Here is a 12,976-nt window from a genome sequence, read left to right on the forward strand (position 1 = left end):
CATCAACCGAACAGGTCGGTGCGATACGGCGCGATCAGCGTGCTGACCCCCAGCGGCAGCTCGCTGACGATATTGCCGACATTGACCGCCTCGCGGTTCTGATACAGATGCGCCAGGTGCAGCAGCATGGCGACCTGCAGCGGACGCGGCACCTCGGCATAGCCGCAGGTGAAGGCGATGCAGACCGCGTCGGGCTGGCAGCGCGTCGACGGCCAGGACTTGCCATAGGCCGGCACCAGCCGGCCGCGCGCGCCCTTGCGCAGGGTGTAGTCGGTATTCGCCACCAGGGTCTGGGTCACGCCAGCCGTGTCGATATAGGTGACGGCATCGACGCTCTGCAGCGGCGGCAGCGGAATGCGGATCTCGCCGCTGCCAGCCGGGAAGCGGTCGAGATACAACTCCCATTCCTGCGCCACCAGGGCGCGGCCCAGGATGCCATCACGGCCATCGAGATGTTCGCGCATCGCGGTGATCAGACCCGTGACCAGGCTGTCATCGGGATGGCTGGGTGGCGAACCGGTGGCGTCCAGTTTCAGATGCAGGCGCGCCTGCGCCAGCGTCAGCGGTTCGGTCGCGGGCGGGGTCACCAGCACAAGCGACATATCGACCCCTCCCCCAGAATTCCAGGCTGATCAGTAATTGCGGATACCGGACAGCCAGGCGCGATAGCGGCACGCCAGGTCATCGAGGCGGGGCGGCAGATGCAGCGACGGCGTTGACAGCCGGATGGCCTGGCGCACGGCCAGGCTGGCGAAATGGTCGAAGGCCCGCTGCAGGTCGGCGCGGCTGGTCACAAAGCGCTCGGTACCGTTGGCGGTCTCGCGATAGCCCGCCTCGGGCGAGCAGATCGCTGGAATGCCCAGCGCCTGGATGTTGGCCAGCTTGACGTTGCTTTTCCAGTTACGCGCCGGCCAAGCCCCATCTCCCGTCGCCAGACTGGCGCCGCGCAAGGCAAGGCCGATATCGGCGCCGGCCAGGTCGCCCTCGCGCAATTCCCAGCCGCGCGCGGCGCATTCCTCGGCGACCAGCCCGCGCCAGGCGTCGAGATAGCGCGGCGCGCCTTCATAGCCGACGATCTGCACCCGCTCGCGCAGCGGCTGCGGCGTGTATTTATCCCAGGCATGATGCGGCAGCACATAAGACGGTCCGTGAAACCGGGCATCGTCCATCATCTGCCGGGTCGGGAAGACAATGCCAGTCGGCCGCAGGCGGGCGATCTCGTCGGCCAGCCAGCGCAGCGCCTGCGCCTTGCTCCAGTGGTTGCCCACCGGCTGCGGCCAGGCATCGACAATATCCCAGACCCAGCGGCGGCCGCGCAGATGATACAGCACCTCGTCATCGAGCCGCTTGACGGCAACCACGATATCGGCAGGCGGCATCTCGGAAGAAGAACCGATGAACTGCGTTGAAGGCACAACAGCCGCACCGATCGCGGCGCCAAGCTGCACACCCCTGATCTGCCATGACTCCGGACGGCCATTGCCGGTGACCGTGATGCGCATCGGTCAGGCCACCAGCAGCTCGAACGGGCGGCCGGTGGCGATCTCATCGACCGACCATTGGTTGCCCGCCACCATATTCAGCGCCGGCTGGCGATCGCCAAGGAACGGCACCTCCAGATCATGGGTGATGCGATGGGCGGCGGCAGCGCCGATCCAGGCGGGCGCGGCATAGAAGACAGGAATACCGGCCAGCAGCGCCGCGATGCCGCCGGCGGAATGCCAGATCACGCAGGCATGCGCGCCGGCAAGATCGGCGGCCAGCGTCACAGCGGTCGGTCGGCCGCAGGGATGCGGGCGCACCCGCACCGGCCGGGTGGTTTGGTTGCGCAGGTCACGCGCCATGCGCTCGGCCCAGTCTGGCGGCGACGCCATCTTGTCCGAGCCGATGCCGCGCTGCGCCAGCACCAGGATATGGTCGCCATGGCGCCGCCAGGGCCGACGCGAGAAGGACGCGGCGCGGGCTGCATCGGCCGGCGCGCCGCCATGATGATGCTCGTTACGACTGATCGCGTAGTACTGCCGGCCCAGGCTGTCGCTGCCGTGATAGCCGTTCTCGGCCACCAGCACCGGCGCGCCGATCGCCTCGAAGGCGAGCGCCATGCGGTGCTTTTCCGAGTAGCGGTTCCAGATCACCAGCAGATCGGTGCGCTTGGGATGGATGCAATACTCGGAGCTGATCCGAAAGCCGCGCGCCCGCAGGCCGGCCTCGAAGGCATCACGCCGATAGTGCAGGTTTGACTGGATATGCAGATAGGCCGTCCGCTCGAAACTCATGGGCGATCTCGCTTCGCGGGTAGCAGTCGATAGCCGAGTCCGGCGTGCAGTTGACGACGGCGACGCCGGCGCGTTGCAGGTCGGGCACGGTGGCGGCAAACAGGTCGCGCCAGCGGTCAAGGTCGGGCTGCAGCGGATTCTGCAGGCCGGCGCCATGGTCGGGATGCCAGTGCTTCTCGCCGGCCGGGCCGTGTTTCATGTCGAAGCCGAGCAGCAGGATGCGGCTGGCGCCGAGCAGCACAGCCAGGTTCAGCGCCTGATAGCCCGAGTTGTTGCCGAGATGGATGCGATGCGGATCCAGCGACAGGCCGGGCTTGTCCTCGCCCGGTACGCGCAGGATGTCGGGCCGCGCCGCACAGATCGCCGCATCCTGGCTGACCTTGAGGCCGCCAAAGCGCGACGTGTCATAGCGCCGCCAGAACACGCCGTCGGCGGCGTAGAGCAAATCGGCGGATGGGATCAGCTCGAAGGCGCGATTGACCGCGATGATCCTGCACTGGCCCTGAAACCGGGCCAGGGCAAGACGGGCAAGTCCCCGCCGGCCTGACTCAGTGGCAAGACTTGGTCCGCCGGCGACAATGGCGATAGCGCTTCCCCGAAACAGTGAGGGGACGGGTGGCCAAACTCCTGGAAGTTGGCCCGGTTGCCCCGCAGCGGCCGCATGGATCAGGCTTTGGCTGGTCAGCGCTTGGGGCGCGAACTCGGGCTGCGTGGCTGGCGCGGCGCCCGCGGCGGCGTCTTCGCCTTGGGCGCAGCGGCATCCGCCGGCGCAGCGGCCAAAGGGACCGCGGTGCCCCAGCCTTCGGCGACGGCAATATCCAGGCCGCGCTGCGTGATGTCCTGTGGCAGCGGCTTGCCATCGAGACCGGCCTTCAGCTCGTATTCCTTGACCTCGATGCCGTCAGGCGAAAACTTGAAAGGGCGGCTGACATGAATCTGGCGCATCACGCTCTCCATGATCTCGGATTGAATGGGCGGTGCATTGAATGGGCGGTGAAGCGTCCCGCGCCGGGTAGCGGGACCTGGCAGAACCAGGCATCCCCTTACGGGGACCCGGCGCGGGAACCTCAGAGATGGCCGCGATCAGGCGTCGGCAACAGGCGCCAACAGCGGGTCGCCCAGCTCGATCAGCACGGCGATCGGCGTGGCGCCGGGCGTGTTGGCCGCCGTGGCGGTGACCATGATGTACCGCTTCGAGCCGGCATAGCCGACGGTGTAAGCCAGGTTATCCTTGGCATCGGTATTGATCACCGCGAAGATGCCGTTGCTCACGGCACCGGCGCCGACATTGCGGCCATTGGCCAGGATCATGTCGGCCTCGGCCACGGCGGTGAAGCCGGTGGTTTCGCTGTCGGATTCGAGCAGGGCAAAGCTCCAGCTCGGCGACGGCGAATTGGCCACATTGGTGAGCGCACCGATGGCGGCGACGATCAGCGCCGAGCGGAAGCCCGACAGATCGACGCCGCCCGCCGGGGTCTTGGTGGTGGTGCGGGTTTCCGCGTAATGCAGAACCGTCTTGACGTTGGAAATGAGATCGCGCTGCATAGGTGTCTCCTTCAGGCTGCGCGTGGAAAAGAAAAGGCCGGCATTGCTGCCGGCCTCCGGTTCACACCGCTATGAGCGGTTCGCCGCGCGGGGTTAGGTCGCGGAGAACTTCAGCAGCTTGATCGCATCGAAGTTGGTCACGTCGCCGCCCACACGCTTGCGCATGTAGAAGCCGACATAGGGCTTGTTGGTGAGGGGATCGACCAGGACCGACAGACCGAGGCGATCCAGGATCATATAACCCGCCTTGAAATCGCCGAATGCGATCGACAGCGAGTTGGCGGCGATGTCGGGCATATCCTCCAGCTCAGCCACGGGATAGTTCAGCAGTTGCGACGGCTGGCCGGCGACAATGCCGGGCTGCCAGATATAGTCGCCGCGCGCATCCTTCAGCTTGCGGATGGTAGACACCGTCAGGCGGTTCATCGCCCAGCGCGCGTTACCGCGGAATTCCGGCTTCAGGGAGTAGATCAGGTCGATCAGGGCATTGGGATCATGCGCACCATCGGCCTGACCGCCCGAGATGACCGGGAAAGCGCCGGCAGCGCCAACAGGCACATACTGCAGCTTGCCCCAGACACGGTTCTTATCGGCGCTGGTCGTGGCCGCGGCACCATAAGCCAGGAAGCCCTTGGGCTTGTTGAAGCCGTCACCACCGACGAAGGCGGTGTTCTCGGTACGCACCATCTTGTCGGCGGTCTTGCCGGTCAGCCAACCGGCAGCATCGACCAGAACGGCATCCTCCAGCATCTTCTGCGTGATCTGCGGGAAGGCATACTGCTCATGGGTCTCGATCTTCTGCGTGCCGATGGTCGGGGTGCCGGTCGCAGGGCGCGCGGCGCGTTCACCGACCCAACCGCCACTGGTGGCGTCATCGACATCCAGCGGCTGCTCCCAGGCATCGCGCGAGATGCCCTGGACCGAGCAAATCTGGCGCATCTGCGACGTTTCATAGATGCGCTTGAGGAAGGTGGTCGACATTTCCGGCGGCACGGCATAGCCGCCAGACGGATCGGTGCCGACCTGCAGCGCGTTACGCATGTCCTGCGACAGCATGTTGACATTGAGGTTGCAGGAAATCAGCTCGACAAAGGCTTCGGCGTAGCCGTTATAGGCTTCCTTGTCGACACCCTTGCGCAGCGCCGCTGCGATATCGCGACCGCTGGCGCCGCGCGCCGCCATCACGTCACGATAGAACGCCTTGATGTTCTTCTCGGTATTCTCGTTGGCAGGGCTGCCGATGCCACCGGCGGTCAGACGGGCGAGCTGCGCAGATTGCTCATTGACCGCCTTTTCCAGCTTCACCGTCAGATCGGTGATCACGGCGTTGATGTTGTCAGCGGTTTCCTTGTTGCCCTTGTCGTTCGCGGCCTGGAAGTCGAGCCAGGCCTTGTTGATGGCCTCGACCATGGCGACGGGGTTGGTTTCATCGGGCTTGAGAATCGGCGCCGGACCGGCATAGACCGGCTTGGTCAGGGCGCTGGTCGCGACCAGAGCGGCCGACAGGAGATGACGGGAACGAGCCATGATTGGCCTCCAGTGGTTTCAGGAATGGATGGTTGAATTGGTCTAGCTGTGCGCGGTCGCGCTCAGCCGGGCGAGAGCATCGGCAAGCGCCGGGTTCGTCGCCGGATTGAAATCAGCGTCGCGCTGATCCTTGGACTGGGCGGGGTCGGCATCGCGCAGACCCAGCGCCTTGAAGCCGCCGGCCACGAAGGCCTTGGCAGCGTTACGGGAACACCCGGCCTTGCGCAGGGCATTCTCGAAATCGAACTTGGTTTTCGGGCCGATCTCGGCGGCCTTGTGCAGGGCAGCCACGGCGGCCGGCATCTGCTGCTGACGGAAGCTGGAAAGGTCGAACCGCGCCTCGGTATCGGCCTCGCCTTCGGCGACATCGGCAAAGCCCTTGGCAACGGCATCTTCAGCCGTCAGCCAGGTCTCGGCATCCATCAGCATCTTGATCTCGGCCAGGGCCAGACCGCTACGGTCCTCGTAGGTCAGCGCCAGGCCATGGTCGATGATGCCAAGTTGGTCCGCCAGCTTGGTGAAATCATGCCGGTTGCCGCAGGCGCAGGTCCACGCATCGTGGATCATCAGGAAGGAATTTTTCGCCATGGTGATCGTGTCGCCGGCCATGGCGATGATCGAGGCGATCGAGGCGGCGATGCCCGAGACATGGACATGGATTTCCGCCGGATGGTCGATCAGGTCGTTATAGATGGCGATACCATGGGTCACCAGGCCGCCGGGCGAGTTGATGCGCAGGTTGATGCGCTTGGCCTTGATGGTATCGAGCTTTTCCTTGAAGGCCTTGGCGTCGACGCCCCAGGGGCCGATTTCATCGTACAGGTCGATATCGACCGACTCTTCGGTGGCGTTGCTGATCGCCAGCGGACGCAGGCCACTGGCGCGCGCGAAGACCGGGCGGCGCTCCATCTCGGCCAGCAGATCGGCCGGCAGCGCGATGCCGTTGAAGACGGGGCGGTCAGCGACCACCAGGGGAATGCGATGGCGGGTCATGCCGGGTCTCCGGGGTTGGCGGCAGGCTTGGGGGCGTTCTGGGCCGACATGTTGCTGGCCACGATGAATTCCTCGCCGCCAGGATCCTTGCGCTTGTTCATGTTGCTCATGCGGCGCCACTCATTGGCGTTGATAGCGCCGTTCTGACGCTGGATCTGCAGGCCTTCCTGCTGGGTCTTGAAGTCGCCACGCGTCAGCGCCTCGACCAGGAATTCCACGTAGCGGATGGGATCCGACTGCAACAGGTGCAGATTGATTCCCTCGCAGATGCAGACATAGAACGGCATCATCGTGTAGGTGACGAAGCTGATTCCCTGATGCTCGATGTTGGAGAAGGTCGCGCGTTCGAGATCGGCGACCATATGAGGCGGCACGCCCCAGATGCCGCAGATTTCGGTGCGCGACAGCTTGCGGCCCTCGATATATTGCGCCTCTTGGTTGGACATGCTGACCGGCTCATAGGCCAGGCCACGGTCCAGAACCGGAGTCGAATACATCTGATCGCCGCCCGTGACGCGCTTCCAGTCCTCGCGGGCTTCCTTTTTGTCTTCCGAAGGAATGATCTGATCAGTCTTCAGCACGCCCATCGGGCGCGCGCCATTGGCGAAGAACTTGGAGTTATGGTCGCGCATCGCCTGCGCGTCGCCATAGGTTTCGCGGTGGCGCTGCACCGGCGAGATGCCGTCGATGCCATCGTTGCTGAACATCCACAGATGCAGGATTTCAGCAGGCTCGTAGCGGATTGTCTGGCCGTCCGGGCGGCGATACTCGAAATGGAATTTCAGGGTCTGCGGATCCTGCACCCGACGCGTGCGATCCGGATGCAGGCGGTTCAGCGCGATCGGTTTCCCACCGAAGCCACGCACGATCTGGGCATAAAAGCGGCCGCGATAGAACAGGTCGCGGCCCAACAGCATTTTCCATTGGAAGGCGGTGATGCCTTCCATTGGAGAACCACGCAGCAGGGCATAAAGCGCGTTCTTGGTGTCGCGCTCGCGGTCATCCTCATCCAGCTTGCGATACAGGATCAGCGGCACCTGCGCGATGGCGGTGCAGATGACGCGCTCGCAGGCCGCCACCACCGACAGCCGTGATACCGATTCCTCGCTGACCATCACGCCGGCGCCAGACATCATGGCGGCGCCCATGCGCTCTACCAGCTGGTCGATGGTCAGACCGGTGGTGATCTCATTGCGCGCATCAAAGACCGGGTCCTTGCGGGCCAACACATTGGGCGCGGCCGCCGAGGGTGTATAGCCCAGGCCAGCCATCATGCGATCCATCAGGGCCATGCCGTGTCCTCACGCCTTCAGGCCGACTCGCCGAACATCTGGCCGCGCTTGTAGTGCATTACGTCGTTGGCCGGCTCGCGCACTGCGATGGCACGGCCCAGCGCCATGATCAGCGCCACCATGCCGTCGATCTTCTCGATCGACTTGCTGCGCGACGGCTTCAGGTTGCCGGCGTGATCCTGCTCGGCCACCAGATTCGATGCGTTCCACCGCAGCACCGCATGGCCGCCATGGGCCAGGATGCGGCCGGTGATCAGGGCCTCCAGCTCGCGCATGGGGGATGCCATCGACACCGGACCCTGGCCGAACGGCACCATGGTCAGGCCATCCTCGGCCAACTCGGTGTAAATCTGCGTCGCCGCGAACCGGTCGTAGGCGATTTCCTCGATCTGGTATTGCACCGCCGCTTCATTCACCGTCGCGCGCACCGCGCGATAGTCGATGATATTGCCGTCGGTCAGCGTGATCAGGTTCTGCGTCGACCACTGGTCATAGGGAACACGGTCGCGCTTGACGCGCTTTTCGACATTCTCCCGCGGCAGCCAGTACCAGATCAGAACTTTCCACTCTTCGCCCTCGTCCACCGGCGGGAACAGCAGAACGAAAGCCGTCATGTCGATGGTGCTGGCGAGATCGAGGCCGCCGTAGCATTTGCGGCCGCGCAGGCTCTGCGGATCGACCGGATTGCCGCAGGCATCCCAGGCCTCGACATCGATCCAGTTGTCGAAGCCCTCGGACCAGACGTTGAGATGCAGCCGCTTGAAGGCCGAGAGCGCAGCGGGCATGTTGCGCGCCTTCTCGACCTTGCTCTGCAGGTCATCGACCTTAACAGAGACGCCCAGTCCAGGATTCGCCTTGCCCCAGCAGACCGGATCGGCCCAGTCGTCGCCCTCGTCAATCGTGAAGATGATGCCGAACAGGCTGTCGTCGCGGATGATGCCCTGCAGCACCTTGCACACATAGTCACGCATCTGGCCGCAGGCCGAGAGCTTGTTCTTGCCGGCGGTGGTGATGGCGAACATCAGCGGCTGGCGTCGCGCGCCGGTCGCCGTCTCCATCACGTCCCACAGGTCACGCGACTTGTGCGCGTGGAATTCGTCAACGATGCCGCCCGAGATATTCAGGCCGTCGAGGCTGTCGCTGTCCGCGCCCAGCGGCTCGAATTTCGCGCCGATCGCCGGCACGTTCATGTTGCTGGAAAAGAACTTCATACGATCGCGTAGAGCGGGCGAGGCCAGCGCCATGCGCTTGGCTTCCGACCACACGATCTTGGCCTGGTCCTTCTTGGTCGCGGCCGCGTAGACCTCGGCTCCGGCCTCGCCGTCTGCCGTTGTCAGGTAAAGCGCTACGCCGGCGGCCTTGGTCGACTTGCCGTTTTTGCGCGGGACTTCCTCGTAGGCGGTGCGGAAGCGCCGCAGTCCATCGGTACGCTTCCAGCCGAACAGGCTGCCGATGACAAAGGCCTGCCAGTCATCAAGCCGAAACGATTGCCCCGCCCACTCCCCTTTGGAATGACGCAGGTAGCGTTCATAGAAGACGATGGCGCGCTGTTCGGCTGCCAGGTCGAAGTGGATCCCGCGCTTGTGACCGTTCTCCAGGTCATCGAGATGCCGCTTGCAGGCCAGCCGGACCCAGATGCAGGCCGGATAGACGCCGGCCAGGATGTCGCGGGCATAGCGCTCGACGCGGCTCTTAATGGTACTTGAAGAACTCGCCCGCTTCGTCCTTTGCCGGGAGCGCTGCCGGACCTGCGCTTTCGGGCTTCGTTGCGTCTGACTGGCCGGCATCGGCACTCGCTTTCGGCGGCGGCGCGCCCTGCGTCAGCGGCAGCGTCAACTGGTTGCCCGTGAGCTGGGCGGCGGCGCCGAGCCTGAATCGCGCCAGCGGCGACAGGCCGAGCTGCGCCGCCAGGCGCGCCATCGACTTCTCCGCGTCCTGCGCCAGCCGCACATTCGGATCGATGCGGCGCAGGTTGCCGTGCTTTGACTTGGTTTCGTAGACCGCGCCCTTGTCGGCGATCGCCTGCTGGGCCGTGACATAGGCCTGGCAGGCCTGGCAATACTGGCCCAGCGCCAGCGCATCCATCTCGGTCAGCACCCGCATGCGCGACAGCTCGGGTGCCAGCCGCTTCCATTCCACCAGTGCCACGTCGCCCAGCCAGGTCGGCGGCGCGAGACCAAGCGGAGTCGGCGCGAGGGGTGCTGCTGCCGGCGTTTCCTGTTGCTCGGCGGTGTCAGCGGTGCGCTTGCCCTTTGGGCGACGCTTGCCGGCATCACCGCGCAGTGCGTGCTCTTGGTCGGACAGCGGTTTGCGGCCCATGCCGGTAATCCCTCTGTGCCGAAAAAAAGATTTCCAAAAAATTTCGCGGCCGCGCGAGCAGTGTTAGGGGCGCGGTCTACAAGCGGAAGGGCGTAGAGATTTGACCCCACCCCCCTATGTCATTGACCTTGCTTGCCCTTTTTCCGGTTTCCGAAACCGCCATCGTGTCGCGCTGTCTTGCGATCATGATGCGGCTTGTAGTATGCGCGCCACTTCGACCGATCCCAGAACTTCGCATAATCACCACCATGTGGTTCGTCATGGTCAACCACGTTGGCCACGTGCAACTCGCCCGTGCGCCTGCAGTCGTCACACTCACACAGCGGATGCTCGATCAGAAAGGCCAGCCTCGCCCGCTGCCATTCCCGATCATACAGACGACGTGACGCCGAACCTCGCTGCTGATCCTGCGCCTTGCGCGCAGCATCACGCTGCTGCTGGTGCGGCTCGCAGTAGCGCGTATGGGTTAATGCACCGCAGCTCGGATGCGCGCATGGCTTCTTCGGAGCCCATGGCATGCGCGTCCCTCGATCCGGCATAGCATCCGCAGCCGGATTGCTGCGGATGCCATACCTGTTGCGCTGCGGGGTATTGCTGAAACGAAAACGCCCGCTGGGATGATCCAGCGGGCGCGGCTTTGCCGTATTGTTAGGGCATTAAGTCAAGTTTTCTGCGCAGTGTCAAGAAGAGATTTCAGCACACGCTGATCCGTACGCCCTTCCCACGGCGCAACATCGACATCGAACGACGTGATGCGATACGCGCTCAGCAGCGTCGGCGTGTCCAGCAGCTTCAGCGCCACCACACCAAGCGCCCGATGCCAGAGCTGATAGGTGGTGCGCGCCAGCAGGATATTCTCCTGCGACAGCAGCACGCGCACCATGCAATATCCGTAACGCCGCGCCGGCGGGAACATATGCTTGTCCGGTTCGCCACGCGCATCCGGCACTGGCCCGAGCTTGGGCAGCGCATCGCGCATCCAGTCCGGTCGCCCTGCCACCCGCGCGAAATGCATCAGCAGGCCGCGTTCCATGGCAGGCTGCTGGCACACCAGGTTGTGCAGCGTCAGCGCATCGGGATGCACGTCAACCATGCCGCCACCACCACCCGCCTCGTTCCAGCTCGCAGCGCGCGCCGAGCCCGGCCGCGATGCGGCGGCCGTCTGCTGCACGATCTGATCCACGAGCTGGTCGCGATACGCCCAGGTCAACAGCTTCTCAATGTCGATATCCGTCTTGCCTGCCATCACACTCCCCCGGTCCATGCTGTCCAACCCTGACTGAAAGGCTGGACGCCTCGAAAACCCTTGCGCCGCTTCACTCTGTCCACTCTGTCCACCCTTTTCTGGGTAAAATGATAACTACACACGCGCACGCCCATGATGGATGCGCCGAAAAGGTTGGACAGGTTGGACAGCATGGACCGCATCGCATGCTGCGCGGCCTAAACGCGGTCCAACCTTTTCCCGCCGTCCAGCCTAAAGGCTGGACATAGGCCTAATCGCCCTCGCCATCACCCCAATCCACCGCCTGGCCGATGGCGTCCAGGAACAGATCGCGGCAGCGCTCCAGGCTCGGCAGCCGATACATGCGCGGGCGCGGCGCGGCGATGGTGTTGCCGTCGCCGTCATCGCGCGGATCGATGTTGCTCCACTTGGTCGGCCGGAACTCGCGCAGGTCCGGCACCAGGGCATGCAGCCGCATCCCGAATCCCACCGGCGTTGCCTTGTGGCGCTGGCCCAGCGCTTCGGCAAAGGCGACATAGGCCTTGAACAGCTTTTCGCGCGGCACTTCGGTGCGCCAATCCTCGTCATCGGCGATCAGCGTGCCGCGCCGCAGACACTCGAACCAGAACGCATCCTCGATGCGCATGCTCACCAGCTTTTGCTCCAGCAGCGCCTCGGTCTTGGGAATCTGCCGCAGGTTCACGCTGTCCAGATCGAAGTCGAGCAGATACCGCAGCAGCGCCTCGCGCCCGCCGTTATCCATCTCGGCATCGATGGCGGCGAAATACTCGTGGTTCTGTTTCGCCTTGTCGCCCACGGTGAAGATGGCAAAGCGCCGTTCCTCGAAGCCGGCCGGCACCACCCAGCGCTCATTGGACGAAATGAACAGCCGCACGTAGTTGCGCATGAATATGGCGTCGACGCCCTTGGGCTCGATCAGCTGCCGCTCGGATGTCACCAGGCTTTTCAGCCGGCCTTCCGCCTGCTTGTCGCCGGCCCAGAAACCCTCATCCGCCTGCAACAACAGCAGCGCCTTCATATGAGCATTGTGCTTGCCCACGATATGCTGCGCGTTGTCCACCATCATGTAATAGAAGCTGATCAGCGACCCGACGATCTCGGCGATCTTGCTCTTGCCGGTGCCCATCTTGCCGCGCAGCACCAGCGCGGTGCCGATCCGCTCGGTCGGTCGCTGGATCATGTGCGCGAACCAGCCAAGGATCCAGCGCGCCAGGTCCCGGTCGCCGCCGGCGATGTTGACCAGCAGATGGTCGAGAAACAGCGCGATGCTGCCAGGACCTGTCTTGGCCACGCTGCGCGCCGGCACCACGCTATAGCCGCGCCACAGGTTATAGAAATCCTCCGGCGCGCCGCCGCTGCCGTCGCTGTTCACCGGCGCGAACACCACGCCGCTATACTGCCGCCGCTCCTTGCTGCGCAGCCAGATCGGCCCGATCGGCGTCAATTCGCCGTCATAGATGTAGCTGTCATGGGCATGCCACAGCGTGAAATCCCGGTCAGACATGAACGTGATCTGCAGCCGGCCTTCATCATCCATAGCCTCGGTCAGCACCACCGTCTTGCCGCCCACGCGCACCACGGCATGCATCTTGTTCAGGCGCGCGATCGCCTTGTTGATGCCTGCCCAGTCGGTACCGCCTTTCTGCAGGCCAAAGCCCGGCAGCATGCGCTGCTCGATATGGCTGCCGCCCTCCACCGCCATGCCCACAGGAATGCCCGCGCCCGCGCCGGCACCCGAACCGGTCTTGCCGCCTCGCCTCTTCCCGCCCATACCGCTG

Annotated in this window: 14 protein-coding genes; all 14 read right to left on the reverse strand. The window is 64.4% G+C overall.

The genetic code is table 11. The features are described 5' to 3' along the window. Positions 1-2 precede the first annotated feature (2 nt). Positions 3-602 (reverse strand): head-tail connector protein, encoded by a 600-nt coding sequence (locus tag AC1RRT_RS00395; RefSeq protein WP_493011662.1) that lies wholly within the window; start codon positions 600-602, stop codon positions 3-5. A 30-nt stretch (positions 603-632) separates the two neighbouring features. After that, positions 633-1,502: a hypothetical protein gene (locus tag AC1RRT_RS00400; protein ID WP_493011663.1), complete on the reverse strand. Its 870-nt coding sequence runs from the start codon at positions 1,500-1,502 to the stop codon at positions 633-635. A gap of 3 nt (positions 1,503-1,505) precedes the next feature. After that, a complete protein-coding gene (locus AC1RRT_RS00405) occupies positions 1,506-2,276 on the reverse strand; it encodes a hypothetical protein (protein ID WP_493011664.1) in 771 nt (256 codons plus the stop codon). Beyond that, a complete protein-coding gene (locus AC1RRT_RS00410) occupies positions 2,218-2,721 on the reverse strand; it encodes a hypothetical protein (RefSeq protein ID WP_493011665.1) in 504 nt (167 codons plus the stop codon). The genes AC1RRT_RS00405 and AC1RRT_RS00410 overlap by 59 nt, the downstream gene beginning before the upstream one ends. Before the next feature lie 236 nt (positions 2,722-2,957). Continuing rightward, the gene (locus tag AC1RRT_RS00415) at positions 2,958-3,221 is read right to left on the reverse strand and encodes a hypothetical protein (RefSeq protein ID WP_493011666.1); all 264 of its coding nucleotides are present in this window, start codon (positions 3,219-3,221) and stop codon (positions 2,958-2,960) included. A 138-nt stretch (positions 3,222-3,359) separates the two neighbouring features. Further along, positions 3,360-3,821, reverse strand: a complete 462-nt coding sequence (locus tag AC1RRT_RS00420; RefSeq protein ID WP_493011667.1) for a hypothetical protein — start codon at positions 3,819-3,821, stop codon at positions 3,360-3,362. Between the two features lie 93 nt (positions 3,822-3,914). Next, complete coding sequence (locus tag AC1RRT_RS00425) at positions 3,915-5,348, reverse strand: phage major capsid protein (protein WP_493011668.1); 1,434 nt, start codon at positions 5,346-5,348, stop codon at positions 3,915-3,917. A 42-nt stretch (positions 5,349-5,390) separates the two neighbouring features. After that, positions 5,391-6,341: a head maturation protease, ClpP-related gene (locus tag AC1RRT_RS00430; protein ID WP_493011669.1), complete on the reverse strand. Its 951-nt coding sequence runs from the start codon at positions 6,339-6,341 to the stop codon at positions 5,391-5,393. Further along, complete coding sequence (locus tag AC1RRT_RS00435; protein WP_493011671.1) at positions 6,338-7,633, reverse strand: phage portal protein; 1,296 nt, start codon at positions 7,631-7,633, stop codon at positions 6,338-6,340. Before AC1RRT_RS00435 ends, AC1RRT_RS00430 begins: the two co-directional genes overlap by 4 nt. Before the next feature lie 17 nt (positions 7,634-7,650). Beyond that, positions 7,651-9,420, reverse strand: coding sequence for a terminase large subunit (locus tag AC1RRT_RS00440; RefSeq protein ID WP_493011672.1), 1,770 nt, complete (start codon positions 9,418-9,420; stop codon positions 7,651-7,653). Continuing rightward, positions 9,326-9,952, reverse strand: coding sequence for a phage terminase small subunit P27 family (locus AC1RRT_RS00445; RefSeq protein WP_493011673.1), 627 nt, complete (start codon positions 9,950-9,952; stop codon positions 9,326-9,328). The genes AC1RRT_RS00440 and AC1RRT_RS00445 overlap by 95 nt, the downstream gene beginning before the upstream one ends. Before the next feature lie 119 nt (positions 9,953-10,071). Beyond that, positions 10,072-10,470, reverse strand: coding sequence for a DUF8602 domain-containing protein (locus AC1RRT_RS00450; protein WP_493011674.1), 399 nt, complete (start codon positions 10,468-10,470; stop codon positions 10,072-10,074). Between the two features lie 143 nt (positions 10,471-10,613). After that, positions 10,614-11,198: a hypothetical protein gene (locus AC1RRT_RS00455; protein ID WP_493011675.1), complete on the reverse strand. Its 585-nt coding sequence runs from the start codon at positions 11,196-11,198 to the stop codon at positions 10,614-10,616. Between the two features lie 250 nt (positions 11,199-11,448). Next, positions 11,449-12,969, reverse strand: a complete 1,521-nt coding sequence (locus AC1RRT_RS00460; protein ID WP_493011676.1) for a DUF5906 domain-containing protein — start codon at positions 12,967-12,969, stop codon at positions 11,449-11,451. Positions 12,970-12,976: the final 7 nt, after the last annotated feature.

The organism is Ferrovibrio sp. GW821-FHT12B10 (assembly GCF_058807515.1).